Source organism: Halomonas nitroreducens, from assembly GCF_003966155.1.
GTDB classification, from domain to species: Bacteria; Pseudomonadota; Gammaproteobacteria; order Pseudomonadales; family Halomonadaceae; genus Halomonas; species Halomonas nitroreducens.
In genome coordinates this window covers 199,938-215,212 of sequence record NZ_RXNS01000003.1, presented here as the reverse complement: position 1 = coordinate 215,212, position 15,275 = coordinate 199,938, and the positions used below count along the sequence as shown (strand labels likewise).

Here is a 15,275-nt window from a genome sequence, read left to right as displayed (position 1 = left end):
GTCCCGGCCTCGGGCTGGGCATGCGCCGGATCCGGCGCATTCACTTCGTCGGCATCGGCGGAGCCGGCATGTGCGGCATCGCCGAGGTGTTGGCCAACCAGGGCTACAGCGTCAGCGGCAGCGACCTGAAGGCCTCGCCGGTGGTGGCCCGGCTGGAGAAGTGCGGCATCGCTGTGGCCATCGGCCATGCACAGGAGAACGCCCGCGACGCCGACGTGGTGGTGGTCTCCACCGCGGTGGACGAGACCAACCCCGAGATCCGCTGGGCCCACGAGCATCGCCTGCCGGTGGTGCGTCGCGCCGAGATGCTCGCCGAGCTGATGCGCTTCCGCCACGGCATCGCCGTGGCCGGCACCCATGGCAAGACCACCACCACCAGCCTGACCGCCACCCTGCTCGGTGAGGGCGGCCTGGATCCCACCTTCGTGATCGGTGGCCGGCTGACCAGTGCCGGCACCAATGCCCGCCTGGGAGAGGGGGATTACCTGGTGGCGGAGGCCGACGAGTCGGATGCCTCCTTCCTGCACCTGCAGCCGATGGTAGCCATCGTCACCAATATCGATGCCGACCACATGGCCACCTACGGCGGTGACTTCGAGCGCCTCAAGGGCACCTTCATCGAGTTCCTGCACAACCTGCCGTTCTACGGCCTGGCGGTGCTGTGCATCGATGACGCCAATGTTCGCGGGCTGATCGAGCGGGTCAACCGCCAGTTTGTCACCTATGGCTTCAGCGCCGATGCCGACTATCGGCTCGAGGACTTCGTCCAGGAGGCCGGTGAGGTGCGCTTCACTGTCCGGCGTCCCGACGGTCTGGCGCCGTTGGCGGTGCGTCTGGCGATGCCGGGGCGTCACAACGCCCTCAATGCCCTGGCCGCCATCGCCGTGGCCAGTGATGCCGGGGTCGACGACGCGGCCATCCTGCGCGGCCTGGCCGGCTTTGCCGGGGTCGGCCGCCGCTTCCAGGTGCATGGCCATTTCCCGGCTCCCGCCGAGGCGGGGGAGGTCATGCTGGTCGACGACTACGGCCACCATCCCCGGGAAGTCGAGATGGTGATCAAGGCCGTACGTGACGGCTGGCCCGAGCGCCGCCTGGTGATGGTCTACCAGCCCCATCGCTACTCGCGTACCCGCGACCTCTACGAGGACTTCGTGCGGGTGCTGGCGGGGGTCGACACCCTGCTGCTGCTGGATGTCTACAGCGCCGGCGAGGCCCCGCTGCCCGGCGCCGACGGCCGGACCCTGGCCGGCTCGATCCGCCAGCGTGGCGAGGTCGACCCGATCTTCGTGCAGGACAAGGCCGAGTTGCCGGGGCTGCTGGCCAAGGTGCTGCGTCCCGGTGATATCCTGATCACTCAGGGTGCCGGCGATGTGGGAGGGATCGCCCAGCGACTGGCCGATGCTCGACTGGATCTCGACGAGGTGGCGCTATGACGGCGGACAGGACCGGCCATGGCCGGGTGGTGGTGCTCTACGGCGGCGAGTCCGCCGAGCGGGACGTCTCGCTGAAGAGTGGGGCGGCGGTCATCGCCGCGCTGGAACGTGGCGGGGTGGCTCCCATCGGTTTCGATCCGGCCGAGCAGGGCGGCCTGGCCGGCCTGGAAGCCCTCAGGCCGGACCGGGTCTTTATCGCCCTGCATGGCCGGGGCGGCGAGGACGGGACCCTCCAGGGGGCGCTGGAGCTGCTGGGCATCCCCTATACCGGCAGCGGCGTGCTGGCCTCGGCGCTGGGCATGGACAAGCAACGCACCAAGCTGGTGTGGCAGGCGCTGGGCCTGCCGACGCCGGAAAGCGTGATGCTCGGTCCGGATGCCGACTGGGCGTCGGTCGTGGAGCGGCTCGGCCTGCCGTTGATCGTCAAGCCGGTCCACGAGGGCTCGACGCTGGGCATCACCATCGTCGACAGTCCAGAGGCCCTGGAGGCGGCCTACCGCGATGCCGTGCGCTTCGATGCCCGGGTGATGGCCGAGCGTTTCATCCGCGGCGAGGAGTACACGGTGTCGTTGCTCGGTGACAGGGTGCTGCCGGCGATTCGCGTGGAGGTGCCCAGTGGCTTCTACGATTACGAGGCCAAGTACCTCTCCGACGAGACCCTCTACCACCTGCCCTGTGGACTGGCCGAGGCCGAGGAGCAATGCCTGGCATCGCTGTGCCGGGAGGCCTTCGAGGCCATCGGCTGCAGCGGCTGGGGGCGGGTCGATGTGATGCGCGACGCCCAGGGGCGTTTCTGGCTGCTCGAGGTCAACACCGTGCCGGGCATGACCGACCATAGCCTGGTCCCCCAGGCGGCGGCCCATGCCGGCATCGATTTCGATGCGCTGGTGATGCGCATCCTCGACACCGCCGGGCGAGACTAGGCCATGGCGCGTCGCGGAACCCTGCTCGGTGTGCTGCTGCTGGCGCTGCTGGTCGGCGCCGGTGGCCGTGCCCTGTGGTTGTGGTTGGATCGCCCGATCGAGCGGGTATCGATTCGCGGCGAGTTGCATCATGCCGGGGCCGACTACCTGCGCAGCCGGCTCGCGCCCCTCGTCCGGGGCCGGACCTGGCTGTCGGTGGACCTGGGCGAGTTGCGCGAGCGGGCCCGGGATATCGGCTGGTTGAGCGAGGTCCGCATCCGCCGCGAGTGGCCCGATGCACTGGTGTTCGAGCTGGTCGAGCAGGTGCCCGTGGCACGCTGGAACGACGATCGGCTGCTCAACCCGGCCGGCGAGCCCTTCGACTATGCGCCCCTCGCGGTGCCCGACGAGCTGCCCATGCTCTCGGGGCCGGCGGACAGCGGCGCCGAGGTGTTGGCCTATCACGACGCCCTGTCGGCGCTGCTCGCGCCCCAGGGGCTGTTCCTGCGCCAGGTGCGCCTCGAGGCTCGCGGCGCCTGGCGGTTCCAGCTGGAGGGCGGGCTCTGGGTGATGCTCGGGCGCAATCATCGGGACGAGCGGCTGGCGCGTTTCCTGGCGGCCTGGGAGCGTGAGCTCGGCGAGACGGCGTCGCATATCCGCTACATTGATCTACGTTACCCCAATGGCGTGGCCGTGGCCTGGCATGGACAAACCGAGCCGGTGGACGATGTCACCAGTGGTCAGGGATGAACGGCACTTCATGGTGAATTGCCCGGCGCCCGGGGCACCGAGGTGTTCCTTTCGGAAGAAAATCGCCGTATCGTGACGGATGTTTCTTCCCATGGGCTGGTGGATCACGGTGAGTTGTTCCTATAATTGGCCCAGGTTTTTTTCGTTTCAAACATGCATTTCCCCTAGCGGGTCAGGCTCGAGGAGATTTCCCGGCTCATGTCAGGTCCATCCAATGCGTCCAATATGGTAGTCGGGCTGGATATCGGAACGTCCAAGGTCGTGGCGATCGTGGGGCAACCCACCGACGATGGTGGTATTGAAATTGCCGGAATCGGCTCTCATCCCTCCCGCGGGATGAAGAAAGGCGTGGTAATCAATATCGAGTCCACAGTGCAATCGATCCAGCGCGCCGTGGAGGAAGCGGAACTCATGGCCGGCTGCGATATCCACTCCGTCTATGTGGGCATCGCCGGCAGCCATATCAGCTCGATGAACTCCGATGGTGTGGTCGCCATCAAGGAGCGCGAGGTCGCCCCTTCCGATATCGACCGTGTCATCGACTCTGCCCGTGCGCGGGCCATCTCCGAGGGGCAGCGGGTCCTGCACGTGCTGCCCCAGGAGTTCGCCATCGATACCCAGGGCGGCATCCGCGAGCCGCTGGGCATGTCCGGGGTGCGCCTGGAGGCCAGGGTCCACCTGGTGACGGCCGCCCTCAATGCCGTGCAGAACATCGAGAAGTGCGTGCGGCGCTGTGGCCTGGAGGTGGATGCGATCATCCTCGAGCAGCTGGCTTCCAGCCATGCCGTACTCACCGAGGACGAGCGGGAGCTGGGTGTCTGCATGGTCGACATCGGCGGCGGTACCACCGATATCGCGGTTTTCACCGAGGGCGCCATTCGCCACACCGCGGTGATTCCCATCGCCGGTGACCAGGTCACCAACGACATCGCCATGGCGCTGCGTACGCCCACGCAGCACGCCGAGGAGATCAAGGTCAAGTATGCCTGTGCGCTGACCCAACTCGCCGCCAGCGACGAGATGATCAAGGTGCCGAGCGTCGGTGACCGGCCGGCCCGGGACCTGTCCCGCCAGTCCCTTGCCGAGGTGGTCGAGCCCCGCTACGAGGAACTCTTCACCCTGGTACGTGACGAGTTGCGTCGCAGTGGCTACGAGGATCTAGTCGCTGCAGGTGTTGTCCTCACGGGGGGCACGTCGCGCATGGAAGGGGTAGTCGAGTTGGCCGAGGAGATCTTCCACATGCCGGTGCGAATCGCCTGCCCACAGAGCGTGCGAGGACTCGCCGATGTGGTGCGCAACCCGATTTATTCGACGGGAGTCGGTTTGCTACATTACGCTCTACAGGAGGCCCGTCAGGGGCATGGCCATCAAGGCTCTCAGGGGCAGGGTAGCAGCATCTCGGCGCAACCGAGGCGTGGTGACGTCTCCCGGCGCGGACCAGAGGAAGGGATTCCGGCGCTGGTAAGGCTTAAAGGCTGGTTCAAAGGAAATTTCTGACAGGGCCGCGCACGCGGTCCAGGAGACGGGGCTAATGTTCGAACTTGTAGATAGCGCACCCTCTAGCAGTGCGGTCATCAAGGTCATCGGTGTCGGTGGTGGCGGCGGGAATGCCGTCAATCACATGGTCGAGAGCAGCATCGAAGGCGTGGAATTCATCTGTGCCAACACCGATGCCCAGGCGCTGAAGCGGGTGGCGGCCAAGACCGTTCTCCAGCTCGGCAGCGAGATTACCAAGGGGCTTGGCGCCGGTGCCAACCCCGATGTGGGACGCCAGGCGGCCATGGAGGACCGCGAGCGTATCGCCGAACTGCTCGGCGGTGCCGACATGGTGTTCATCACCGCCGGCATGGGCGGCGGCACAGGCACCGGCGGTGCCCCGGTGGTCGCCCAGGTTGCCAAGGAGCTCGGCATCCTGACCGTGGCGGTGGTCACGCGTCCCTTCCCCTTCGAGGGGCCCAAGCGGATGCGCGCCGCCGAGGAGGGCATGAAGGAGCTCTCCGAACATGTCGACTCCCTGATCACCATCCCCAACGAGAAGCTGCTGTCGGTGCTCGGCAAGAGCGCCAGCCTGCTGACGGCCTTCAGCGCCGCCAACGACGTGCTGCTGGGTGCCGTCCAAGGCATCGCCGAGCTGATCACCAGCCCCGGCATCATCAACGTCGACTTCGCCGACGTGCGCACCGTGATGTCCGAGATGGGCATGGCGATGATGGGGACCGGTGGTGCCACCGGCGAGAACCGTGCCCGCGAGGCCGCCGAGAAGGCGATTCGCAGCCCGCTGCTCGAGGACATCGACCTGCACGGCGCCCGTGGCATCCTGGTCAACATCACGGCCGGCCCGGACCTGTCCATCGGCGAGTTCAACGATGTGGGGGCCACGGTGCAGGAGTTTGCCTCCCAGGACGCCACCATCGTCGTCGGTACCTCCATCGACATGGAGATGACCGACGAACTGCGCGTCACCGTGGTGGCGGCCGGTCTCGAGGGGCAGCGTCAGGCCAAGGCGGCCAGCCAGACCGCGCGCCGTGCCGATGCCGCCGGCGGGGAGTACCGCCAGCGCCAGCCGGCCGCCGCCCGGCCGCAGGCCTCGGTCAACCGCGCCGCCGCGGCCGCGCCCAAGGCGGAATCCCAGGACGCTCCGCGTCCCCAGGCGGAGTCGCGCAGGTCCCAGGACCTGGACGACTACCTGGATATTCCGGCGTTTCTGCGGCGTCAGGCCGATTGAGTGGCGCTATCGCCAGCATAGGCAGCCTTAGGAGATGGAAGTTTTGTTGAAACACCCGTTCGGTGTTATAGTGAACGGTGTTTGATAACCAACGACTGCCTGGCGACTGCCCATGATCAGACAACGCACCCTCAAGAACGTCATTCGCGCCACCGGCGTCGGCCTGCACTCCGGCAAGAAGGTCTACCTGACCTTGCGGCCGGCCCCGGTCGACACCGGCATCATCTTCGTGCGCACCGACCTGGACCCCGAGGTGCAGATCCCGGCCCGCGCCGCGAATGTCGCCGACACCACCCTGTGCACGGCCCTGTCCCAGGATGGCGTCAAGGTGGCCACCGTCGAGCACCTGATGTCGGCGCTGGCCGGCCTGGGCATCGACAACGCCTATGTGGACGTGAGCGCCCCCGAGGTGCCGATCATGGATGGCAGTGCCGGGCCTTTCGTGTTCCTGATCCAGTCCGCGGGCATCGCCGAGCAGAGCGCCGCCAAGAAGTTCATCCGCATCAAGCGCGAGGTGATGGTGCGCGAGGACGACAAGGAGGCCATCTTCCTGCCCCATCAGGGCTTCAAGGTGTCCTTTTCCATCGACTTCGACCACCCTGTGTTCGAGGATCAGAAGCAGACCGCGGTGGTCGATTTCTCCACCACTTCCTTCGTCAAGGAAGTGTCCCGTGCCCGCACCTTCGGCTTCATGCGCGATCTCGAGCATCTGCGCTCGAACAACCTGGCCCTCGGCGGCAGTCTCGACAACGCCATCGTGGTCGATGACTATCGCATCGTGAACGAAGGTGGCCTGCGCTACGACGACGAGTTCGTCAAGCACAAGGTGCTGGACGCCATCGGCGATCTCTACCAGCTGGGCTACAGTCTGATCGGCGAGTTCCGCGGCGTGAAGTCGGGGCATGCCCTCAACAATCAGCTGTGCCGTGCGCTGATGGAACAGCCGGAATGCTGGGAAATCGTCACCTTCGAGGACGACGCCCAGAAGGCGCCCATCTCCTACGCCGCCCCGGCCATGGCCTGATTCGCCACTCCCCGTCCGTCACTGCAGTCGTCGACCGCCGCACCTCCACGAGGTGCGGCGGTTGTGGTTGTGCTTCGGGGTCAGGTTTCGGCGTGGGAGGCGAGGCGCTCCAGGGCTCGCCTGAGCCGGGGGTCTTCCACGTCCGCGGCGCAGCTGGACAGCTCGTCGGCAGCCCTGGCGGGCAGTCGGCGAGTCTGGCGAAGCGGTGCCTTGGGAGGGCGGACCGGTCGCACCTTGAAGTCGAAACCGTTCACGGCCTCGAAACCGGGGAGTTCGTGGAGCAGCGACAGCAGGCGAGCCTGCTCGTAGCGCAGGCGGGTCAGCCACACCGCCCGGTCGGTAATGATCGTCAGGCGTCCGTCGTGGAAGCCCCCGACGAAGAGGTGGTCCGCGAGTTCGGTGGGCAGGTGGTCGCGCAGGTGTTGCTGGGCCCGCTCGATGAGTCGGGCCATGCGCATCAGCGTCCCCAGCTCCCCACGGCCTTCCAGTAGCCGGGACATGGGCTGTGCTCGGAACCGCTTAACCTTTATACTCATCAGCTTGATTCTCGGGGACGAACCCCTGACATTGGCCGTCGGCCGCCGGCGCCGGCGACCCCTGATCGCAAGCCTAGCACACGCAAGGGAGTCCCTCGACAGCATGGCCAGCCTCACCGCGGACATTCGCGCCACGGAGCGTCGCCCGATCGAGCGCCGCCCGACCCGTTGGTGGTTGGCGGGCCTGCTGGTCGGTTGCCTGTTGCCGGCCGGTCTCGCCCAGCTGGAGGCGTCGCGCCCCGTCGAGCGTGTCATCCAGATCTGCATCCTGGCCCCCGCGCTGATTCGGGCCAGTTCGCGCCTGCAGGCCCGGCGTCGGGCCCGCCGCCGCTGGCCGGGACCCCGGCGCTGCAGCATGCCGGTCCGCCCGGCCCGGCCCGCCATTGGCCGGTGCCCGTTGCGGCGGGCCGTGGCCGCCCACGATGTCCTGACACGACGTGGCCCGCCATCCGCTCGTCGAGGTTGAACGACGAGAGGCCGGGGATTCCCCGGCAGGATGCCACACGCAAATTCGGGACCCTTCATGATCAATAACCTGTTGCGCAAGGTCGTCGGCTCCAAGAACGACCGCGAAGTCAAACGCATGGGCCGCGCCGTGGGACGGATCACCGCCCTGGAAGCCGATTTCGAGAGCCTCGACGATGCGGCCCTCAAGGCCCGCACGGCGGCCTTTCGTGAACGTCTCGAGGGCGGCGAGTCCCTGGATGCCCTGCTGCCGGAGGCCTTCGCCACGGTGCGCGAGGCCGGCAAGCGGGTCATGGGCATGCGCCATTTCGATGTGCAGATGATCGGCGGCATTACCCTCCACGACGGGCGCATCGCCGAGATGAAGACCGGCGAGGGCAAGACCCTGGTGGCGACGCTGGCGGTCTACCTCAACGCCCTGCCGGCCAAGGGTGTGCATGTGGTCACGGTCAACGATTACCTGGCCTGCCGTGACGCCGAGTGGATGCGCCCCCTCTACGAATTCCTCGGCCTCTCGGTGGGCACCATCTATGCCGGCCAGACCCCCGAGGAGAAGCGGGCGGCCTACGGCTGCGACATCACCTACGGTACCAACAACGAGTTCGGCTTCGACTACCTGCGCGACAACATGGCCTTCTCCCTCGAGGACAAGGTCCAGCGCGGGCTGCACTTCGCCATCGTCGACGAGGTGGACTCCATCCTCATCGACGAGGCGCGCACGCCGCTGATCATCTCCGGGGCCGTGGACGAGAACACCGAGCTCTACCGGGTCATCGACCGCCTGGCGGTGAACCTGAGCCAGTGCACCGACGAGGAGGACCCGGAGAGCGGTGACTTCACCCTCGACGAAAAGCAGAAGCAGGTGGAGCTCACCGAGGGTGGCCATCACAGGGTCGAGGAGCTGCTGCGTGCCGAGGGGCAACTCGGCGAAGAGGACTCCCTCTATGCGGCCCAGAACCTCAATCTGCTGCAGCACATGCACTCGGCGCTGCGCGCCCGGCACCTCTACCATCGTGACGTGGACTACATCGTCAACGACGGCCAGGTGGTGATCGTCGACGAGCATACCGGCCGTACCATGCCCGGCCGTCGCTGGTCCGAGGGGCTGCACCAGGCGGTGGAGGCCAAGGAAGGGGTGACCGTCCAGCGCGAGAGCCAGACGCTGGCCTCGACGACCTTCCAGAACTACTTCCGTCTCTACGACAAGCTGTCCGGGATGACCGGCACGGCGGATACCGAGGCCTTCGAGTTCCGCCAGATCTACGGCCTCGACGTGGTGGTCATCCCCACCAACAAGCCGCTGATCCGTGCCGATCTCAACGACCTCGTCTACCTCACCGCCGAGGAGAAGTTCGAGGCCATCATCGAGGACGTCAAGACGCAGACCGAGGCCGGGCGTCCCGTGCTGGTGGGTACGGCCTCCATCGAGACGTCCGAGTACCTGGCCAATCTGATGAAGCGCGCCGGTCTGAGCTTCAACGTGCTCAATGCCAAGCAGCACCAGAGCGAGGCCGAAATCATTGCCCAGGCCGGGCAGCCCGGGGCCATCACCATCGCCACCAACATGGCCGGCCGCGGCACCGACATCGTGCTGGGCGGCAACTGGGAGGCCGAGGCCGCCAAGCTCGAGGCCCCCAGCGAGGCCCAGGTCGAACGGCTCAAGGCCGAGTGGCAGGAGCGCCATAGCGCCGTGCTCGAGGCCGGCGGCCTGCACGTGGTCGGTTCCGAGCGCCACGAGTCGCGGCGCATCGACAATCAGTTGCGTGGCCGCGCCGGCCGCCAGGGCGACCCGGGGTCGACCCGCTTCTTCCTGTCCCTGGAAGACAACCTGATGCGCCTGTTCGGCTCCGACCGGGTGCAGCGCCTGATGCAGGCGCTGGGGCTCGAGCGTGGCGAGGCCATCGAGCACAAGATGGTTTCCAATGCCGTGGAGCGGGCCCAGAAGAAGGTCGAGGGCCGCAACTTCGATATCCGCAAGCAGCTGCTCGAGTACGATGACGTGGCCAACGACCAGCGCCGGGTGATCTACGAGCAGCGCAACGAGATCCTCGCCGCCGAGGATGTCTCCGAGAACGTCGCGGGCATCCGCGCCGAGGTGCTCGACGAGGCGATCAGCGAGTTCGTGCCGCCCCAGAGCCTGCCCGAGCAGTGGGACCTGGCTGGCCTGGAGGCCCATCTCAAGACCGAGTTCAACCTCGAGGCGCCGGTGGTGGAGTGGTCCGAACAGGACGAGCGCTTCCACGAGGAGCAGCTGCGCGAGCGCCTGCAGGAGATGCATCGCCGGGTCTACGAGGAGAAGGCCGAGGTCGCCGGCCCCGAGCTGATGCGTCGCTTCGAGAAGCAGGTCATGCTGCAGGTGCTGGATACCCGCTGGAAGGAACACCTGCAGTCCATGGACCATCTGCGTCGCGGCATCCACCTGCGCGGCTATGCCCAGAAGAACCCCAAGCAGGAATACAAGCGCGAGTCCTTCGAGCTGTTCCAGATGCTGCTTACCAACATCAAGGCCGACGTGACCCGTATCCTCAGCCATGTGAAGGTCCGTCGCCCCGAGGAGGTCGAGGCCCTGGAGCGCCAGCGCCGCGAGTCGCTGGAACGCGAGAAGGCCGCGGCCGCCAGCCGCCACGATGCGCCGGAGGCCGCTGCCGAGGAGGCTGGTCAGCAGCCGGCGGCGGCCGCCCCGGCCCCGGGCAGCGACGGCCGGCCCCTGCGCCGTGAGGGGCCCAAGGTGGGGCGCAACGATCCGTGCCCCTGTGGCTCGGGCAAGAAGTTCAAGCAGTGCTGCGGCAAGCTCAGTTAACCGGCTGCGAGCAGAGGCGAGGTGCGAGGAGCAAGGGGTAGGGTGGCGGAGAATACCGGCGCCGAGGTGACAGGGGAGTCTCTGTTCGAACCTCGAACCTCGAACCTCGTACCGCAACGCGATTCGATACAGGAGACCAGCGATGGCTGTGGGTCAAGCAAGCTTTCCGGACATGCCGAGGATCGAGGGGCTGCGCCTGGGCACGGCCCGTGCCGGCATCAAGACCGCCGAACGCCGGGACCTGGTGGTGATCGAGGTGCCCGAGGGAGCCGTCGTAGCGGGCAGCTTCACCCGCAACGCCTTCTGTGCGGCTCCGGTGACGGTGGCCCGGGAGCACCTGGCCGCCTGCACCGCCCGTGGCCAGCCCCCCCGCTACCTGGTGATCAATACCGGCAATGCCAATGCCGGCACCGGCGAGACCGGCCTGCGCGATGCCCGGGCCACCTGCGCCGAGCTGGCGCGCCTGGCCGGGGTGCCGGCGAACGCGGTGCTGCCGTTCTCCACCGGGGTGATCGGCGAGGCCCTGCCCATGGAGCGGCTTCTCGGCGGGCTGCCCGAGGCGCTGCGGTCCCTGGACGAGGGGGGCGCCGGCTGGGCCGCGGCCGGTGAGGGCATCCTCACCACCGATACCCGACCCAAGGGGGCCAGCGTAACCGTGCCGCTGGGCGACGAGACGGTGACCATCAACGGCATCAGCAAGGGGTCGGGCATGATCAAGCCCAACATGGCCACCATGCTGGCCTTCGTGGCCACCGATGCGGCCATCGAGCCTCGGGTGCTGGAGGCCTTGCTGCAGGAAACCGTGGAGCGTTCCTTCAACTGCATCACGGTGGACGGTGATACCTCCACCAACGATGCCTGCATGCTGATCAGTACCGGGCGCGGGGCCGCGGTGGCCGACGAGGAACGCCTGGCGGTGTTCCGCAACGCCCTGCAGCGGGTGATGACCGAGCTGGCCCAGGCCATCGTCCGCGATGGCGAAGGCGCCACCAAGTTCGTCAGCCTGCAGGTGGAGGGGGCGGTGACCCGCCAGGAGGCGCTGGACGTGGCCTTCACCGTGGCGCACTCGCCGCTGGTCAAGACCGCCCTGGCCGCCAGCGATGCCAACTGGGGGCGCATCCTCGCCGCCGTGGGCCGCGCGCCGCTGGAAGGCTTCGACGTGTCCCGGGTGACCATCGATCTTGGCGACGTGCGCCTGGTCGAGCAGGGCGGCAGGGCCGCCGGCTATACCGAGGAAGCCGGCAGCGAGGTGATGGCCCGGGAAGAGATCGCCATTCGCATCGGCCTGGGACGCGGCGAGGAGAGCGCCACCGTGTGGACCACGGACCTGACCCGGGACTATGTCGCCATCAATGCCGACTATCGCAGCTGACCCCGCCAGGGGGCGGCACCAGGCCGGTCGGAGTCAGTAGAGAACCCCCCGCACCGCCGAGTGCGTGGACAAGTTGGAAAGGTGAATGAACGCAATGGTGAAGAGAAGGGTGCACGTGGCGGCTGCCGCCATCATCAGTGCCGACGGTCGTGAGGTGCTGCTCGCCCGGCGTCCGTCCAACGTGGATCACGGCGGCCTGTGGGAATTCCCCGGCGGCAAGCTGGCACCCTACGAGACCGGGCTCGAGGCCCTGAAGCGTGAACTCCACGAGGAACTGGGCGTGGAGATCCGGCGCGCCCAGCCGCTCATCCGCATCCATCACGAGTACTCCGACAAGCACATCCTGCTCGATGTCTGGCAAGTGCACGACTTCGCCGGCGAGCCTTTCGGCCGCGAGGGGCAGGCGGTGCGCTGGGTGCCCATGGAGGAGCTGGTCAACTACCCGTTCCCGGCGGCCAACCTGCCGATCCTGCGGGCAGTGATGCTCCCCACCGAGTACCTGATCACCGGCGAGGAGGGCGAGGAGGGCGGCTTTCAGGCCCGCCTGGAGCGGGCCCTGACCGAGGATGGCGTCCGCCTGGTGCAGCTGCGTGCCAAGGACCTGGACCGGGGCGATTTCCTGGCGCGTGCCGAACAGGCCCTGGCGCTGTGCCGTCGCCACGAAGCGCGGCTGATACTGAACGGCGAGCCGGAGCTGCTGGACGGCCTGGATGCCGACGGCATCCACCTGACCAGCGAGCGGCTGATGAGCCTCGATCGGCGTCCCGTGCCCGAGGGCAAGTGGCTGTCCGCTTCCACCCACGACCGCGCCCAGCTGATCCAGGCCCAGCGCATCGGCTGCGACTTCGTCACCCTCTCGCCGCTGCGCACCACGCCCTCGCACCCGGAAGTGGCGCCGATCGGCTGGCACGACTTCCAGCAGCTGGTCGAGCATGCCGGGATGCCGGTCTTCGCGCTGGGCGGCATGACTCGCTTCGACGCCAACCATGCGCGGGCCGTGGGCGCCCAGGGGATCGCCTCGATCCGCGATTTCTGGAAGTAGCCGAGTAAGCTGGAAGCCGTAAGAAAACCCTCCGAGGTGTGGCCTCGGAGGGTTTGCTGTTTCTGGGGATGATCCTGGGTTCGAGGTTCGAGGTTCGAGGTTCGAGGTTCGAGGTTCGCACCTCCCTCCTCGCCCCTAGTCCCGGTAGCGCCGGGTCAGGTCGCCATAGGCATCGATGCGACGATCCCTGAGGTAGGGCCAGATGCGCCGCACGTCCTCGCCACGGTCCATGTCCAGGGTCACCAGCAGGCGCTCGGCCTCGTCGCCGGCGTGGGCCAGCATCTCGCCCTGGGGGCCGCAGATGAAGCTGCCGCCCCAGAAGTCGATGCCGGGGCTGACCCCGGAATGGTCGGGCTCGTGGCCGACCCGGTTGGCCACCACCACCGGCAGGCCGTTGGCCACCGCATGGCTGCGCTGGATCAGCGTCCAGGCCTCCTTCTGGCGGGCCTTCTCGTCATCGTCATCGGGCGGGTGCCAGCCGATGGCGGTGGGGTAGAGCAGCAGCTCGGCGCCGGCCATGGCCATCAGCCGCGCGGCCTCCGGGTACCACTGGTCCCAGCAGACCAGCACGCCCAGCCGGCCCACCGAGGTGTCGATGGGCTCGAAGCCCTGGCCCCGGGCGGCGTCGTGGTCGCCGGGCGTGAAGTAGAACTTCTCATAGAAGCCCGGGTCGTCGGGGATATGCATCTTGCGGTAGTGGCCGACCCGGCCCCGCTCGCGATCGTAGACCACGGCGGTGTTGTGGTAGACGCCGGCGGCGCGACGCTCGAACAGCGAGCCCATCAGCACGATGCCGAGCTCCGCCGCCAGCCCCGCCAGGTGGCGTCCGGTGGGGCCGTCCAGGGGTTCGGCCAGGTCGAAGAGCTCGACGGCCTCGTGCTGGCAGAAGTAGTGGGTGGCGTGCAGCTCCTGCAGCACCACCAGCTCGGCGCCGGCGGCGGCGAGCTCGCGAATGCCGGCCTCGCTCTCGGCCAGGCTCCGGGCCTTGTCGGGCCAGGCCGACTGCTGGACCAGACCGACCTTGAGGGTGCGGGTCATGGGCTTTCTCCTTCGGCGGGAACGGGGGCCGGGGCCAGGGTGCCCCGGGGCAGCTGCATGGTCAGGCAGTGCAGGCTGCCGTGCTGGCGGATGACGGTCGAGCAGTCGATGGGCACGATGTCACGGTCCGGAAAGGCGCCGGCCAGGGCGTCGAGGGCCCGGCGGTCGGCGGGGTCGCCGTAGACCGGCACCAGCACGGCAGCGTTGATGATCAGGAAGTTGGCGTAAGTGGCCGGCAGCCGGTGGCCATCCTCGGGGTCGCGGCAGGCGGCCGGCCAGGGCAACGCGACCAGCCGGTAGGGCGCGCCGTCGGCGCGGCGCAGGGCCCTCAGCTCGGCCTCCATGGCGGCCAGCGCCGGGTAGTGGGGGTCGGCCGGGTCGTCGCAGTGCACGTAGGCGATGGTGGACGGGTCGCAGAAGCGGGCCAGGGTGTCCACATGGCTGTCGGTGTCGTCACCCTCCAGGTAGCCGTGGCGCAGCCACAGCACCCGGGAGACGCCGAGGTCGGCGGCGAGTCGGGCCTCGATCGCGGCGCGGTCGAGGCCGGGGTTGCGATTGTCGTTGAGCAGGCAGGCCTCGGTGGTGAGCAGGGTGCCCTCGCCATCGGTGTCGATGGCCCCGCCTTCCAGCACCAGGTCGCGGGAGACCAGCGGGCAGGCGAAGGCGCCGGCCTCGGCCAGGCGGCGGGTCAGGCTGTCGTCGCGCGCGGCGGCGAACTTGCCGCCCCAGCCGGTGAAGACATAGTCCAGCAGCCGGAGCGCGCCGTCCTGCATCACGGTGAGCGGGCCATGGTCCCGGGCCCAGGTATCGTCGGCCTCGGCGACCACCAGCCGCAGGCGCCCGGCGGGCAAGCCGCGTCGGGCGAACCGCTCGGCCAGGCGGGCGCGGGTCGCCGCATCGGGCACGGCGACCAGCACCGCCTGGTAGCGGCCGATGGCCATGACCAGGCTCTCGAGGGTGGCCTCGATGCACGCCAGCAGGGGGGCCCAGTCGCTGTCGGGGCCGGGCCAGGTGAGTTGCACGGCGTCCTGGGGGGCCCATTCGGGCAGCAGGCGTTTGGCCATCGGCAGGGTCTCGTCGCGTGTCATGAAAGCCGCGAATTTAGGCCGGCGGGACGGATGATGCAAGGATCACGCAAATCCCTCCCGACGGCGATGCAGTGCCTGGCAAAAAACCGTACCATGAGCG

The 15,275-nt window shown here is 68.0% G+C and carries 13 protein-coding genes; 10 read left to right on the top strand and 3 right to left on the bottom strand.

Annotation, left to right across the window (positions count from 1 at the left end):
- Positions 1-20 precede the first annotated feature (20 nt).
- From murC to lpxC, 6 genes are all read left to right on the top strand, one after another.
- Positions 21-1,433 carry a UDP-N-acetylmuramate--L-alanine ligase gene (gene murC, locus EKG36_RS04715; protein WP_126481684.1) on the top strand — a complete coding sequence of 471 codons (1,413 nt, stop codon included), beginning with the start codon at positions 21-23 and terminating at the stop codon, positions 1,431-1,433.
- Positions 1,430-2,356: a D-alanine--D-alanine ligase gene (locus EKG36_RS04710; protein ID WP_126481528.1), complete on the top strand. Its 927-nt coding sequence runs from the start codon at positions 1,430-1,432 to the stop codon at positions 2,354-2,356. Before murC ends, EKG36_RS04710 begins: the two co-directional genes overlap by 4 nt.
- A 3-nt stretch (positions 2,357-2,359) precedes the next feature.
- Entirely contained in the window at positions 2,360-3,085 is a 726-nt protein-coding gene (locus EKG36_RS04705; RefSeq protein WP_126481526.1) for a cell division protein FtsQ/DivIB, read from the top strand.
- Between the two features lie 198 nt (positions 3,086-3,283).
- Positions 3,284-4,582: a cell division protein FtsA gene (gene ftsA, locus EKG36_RS04700; RefSeq protein WP_126481524.1), complete on the top strand. Its 1,299-nt coding sequence runs from the start codon at positions 3,284-3,286 to the stop codon at positions 4,580-4,582.
- Positions 4,583-4,616: 34 nt separating this feature from the next.
- Positions 4,617-5,810, top strand: a complete 1,194-nt coding sequence (gene ftsZ / locus EKG36_RS04695; RefSeq protein ID WP_126481522.1) for a cell division protein FtsZ — start codon at positions 4,617-4,619, stop codon at positions 5,808-5,810.
- Between the two features lie 112 nt (positions 5,811-5,922).
- Positions 5,923-6,834 (top strand): UDP-3-O-acyl-N-acetylglucosamine deacetylase, encoded by a 912-nt coding sequence (lpxC, locus tag EKG36_RS04690; protein ID WP_126481520.1) that lies wholly within the window; start codon positions 5,923-5,925, stop codon positions 6,832-6,834.
- An 80-nt stretch (positions 6,835-6,914) separates the two neighbouring features.
- Here lpxC and EKG36_RS04685 read toward each other — a convergent pair whose 3' ends face one another.
- On the bottom strand, positions 6,915-7,334 hold the full coding sequence (locus EKG36_RS04685) for a DUF721 domain-containing protein (protein ID WP_126481518.1): 420 nt from the start codon (positions 7,332-7,334) through the stop codon (positions 6,915-6,917).
- A 139-nt stretch (positions 7,335-7,473) separates the two neighbouring features.
- Here EKG36_RS04685 and EKG36_RS04680 point away from each other — a divergent pair, with 139 nt between their 5' ends.
- From EKG36_RS04680 to EKG36_RS04665, 4 genes are all read left to right on the top strand, one after another.
- On the top strand, positions 7,474-7,836 hold the full coding sequence (locus EKG36_RS04680) for a hypothetical protein (RefSeq protein ID WP_185827485.1): 363 nt from the start codon (positions 7,474-7,476) through the stop codon (positions 7,834-7,836).
- Positions 7,837-7,893: 57 nt separating this feature from the next.
- On the top strand, positions 7,894-10,635 hold the full coding sequence (secA, locus tag EKG36_RS04675) for a preprotein translocase subunit SecA (protein WP_126481516.1): 2,742 nt from the start codon (positions 7,894-7,896) through the stop codon (positions 10,633-10,635).
- A 142-nt stretch (positions 10,636-10,777) separates the two neighbouring features.
- The gene (gene argJ / locus EKG36_RS04670) at positions 10,778-12,007 is read left to right on the top strand and encodes a bifunctional glutamate N-acetyltransferase/amino-acid acetyltransferase ArgJ (RefSeq protein WP_126481514.1); all 1,230 of its coding nucleotides are present in this window, start codon (positions 10,778-10,780) and stop codon (positions 12,005-12,007) included.
- A gap of 94 nt (positions 12,008-12,101) precedes the next feature.
- Positions 12,102-13,049 (top strand): Nudix family hydrolase, encoded by a 948-nt coding sequence (locus EKG36_RS04665; protein ID WP_126481681.1) that lies wholly within the window; start codon positions 12,102-12,104, stop codon positions 13,047-13,049.
- Between the two features lie 135 nt (positions 13,050-13,184).
- Here EKG36_RS04665 and EKG36_RS04660 read toward each other — a convergent pair whose 3' ends face one another.
- Together EKG36_RS04660 and EKG36_RS04655 are read right to left on the bottom strand one after the other, a co-directional pair.
- On the bottom strand, positions 13,185-14,087 hold the full coding sequence (locus EKG36_RS04660) for a carbon-nitrogen hydrolase (RefSeq protein ID WP_126481512.1): 903 nt from the start codon (positions 14,085-14,087) through the stop codon (positions 13,185-13,187).
- A complete protein-coding gene (locus EKG36_RS04655) occupies positions 14,084-15,151 on the bottom strand; it encodes an agmatine deiminase family protein (protein ID WP_126481510.1) in 1,068 nt (355 codons plus the stop codon). The genes EKG36_RS04660 and EKG36_RS04655 overlap by 4 nt, the downstream gene beginning before the upstream one ends.
- Positions 15,152-15,275: the final 124 nt, after the last annotated feature.

What these genes read in the sequence shown, in the direction of transcription:
- EKG36_RS04665 (WP_126481681.1), top strand. Translation starts at nt 12,102, where the DNA reads ATGGTGAAGAGAAGGGTGCACGTGGCGGCTGCCGCCATCATCAGTGCC.
- EKG36_RS04705 (WP_126481526.1), top strand. Translation starts at nt 2,360, where the DNA reads ATGGCGCGTCGCGGAACCCTGCTCGGTGTGCTGCTGCTGGCGCTGCTG.
- argJ (WP_126481514.1), top strand. Translation starts at nt 10,778, where the DNA reads ATGGCTGTGGGTCAAGCAAGCTTTCCGGACATGCCGAGGATCGAGGGG.
- murC (WP_126481684.1), top strand. Translation starts at nt 21, where the DNA reads ATGCGCCGGATCCGGCGCATTCACTTCGTCGGCATCGGCGGAGCCGGC.
- lpxC (WP_126481520.1), top strand. Translation starts at nt 5,923, where the DNA reads ATGATCAGACAACGCACCCTCAAGAACGTCATTCGCGCCACCGGCGTC.
- secA (WP_126481516.1), top strand. Translation starts at nt 7,894, where the DNA reads ATGATCAATAACCTGTTGCGCAAGGTCGTCGGCTCCAAGAACGACCGC.
- ftsA (WP_126481524.1), top strand. Translation starts at nt 3,284, where the DNA reads ATGTCAGGTCCATCCAATGCGTCCAATATGGTAGTCGGGCTGGATATC.
- EKG36_RS04680 (WP_185827485.1), top strand. Translation starts at nt 7,474, where the DNA reads ATGGCCAGCCTCACCGCGGACATTCGCGCCACGGAGCGTCGCCCGATC.
- ftsZ (WP_126481522.1), top strand. Translation starts at nt 4,617, where the DNA reads ATGTTCGAACTTGTAGATAGCGCACCCTCTAGCAGTGCGGTCATCAAG.
- EKG36_RS04660 (WP_126481512.1), bottom strand. Translation starts at nt 14,087, where the DNA reads ATGACCCGCACCCTCAAGGTCGGTCTGGTCCAGCAGTCGGCCTGGCCC.
- EKG36_RS04710 (WP_126481528.1), top strand. Translation starts at nt 1,430, where the DNA reads ATGACGGCGGACAGGACCGGCCATGGCCGGGTGGTGGTGCTCTACGGC.
- EKG36_RS04685 (WP_126481518.1), bottom strand. Translation starts at nt 7,334, where the DNA reads ATGTCCCGGCTACTGGAAGGCCGTGGGGAGCTGGGGACGCTGATGCGC.
- EKG36_RS04655 (WP_126481510.1), bottom strand. Translation starts at nt 15,151, where the DNA reads ATGGCCAAACGCCTGCTGCCCGAATGGGCCCCCCAGGACGCCGTGCAA.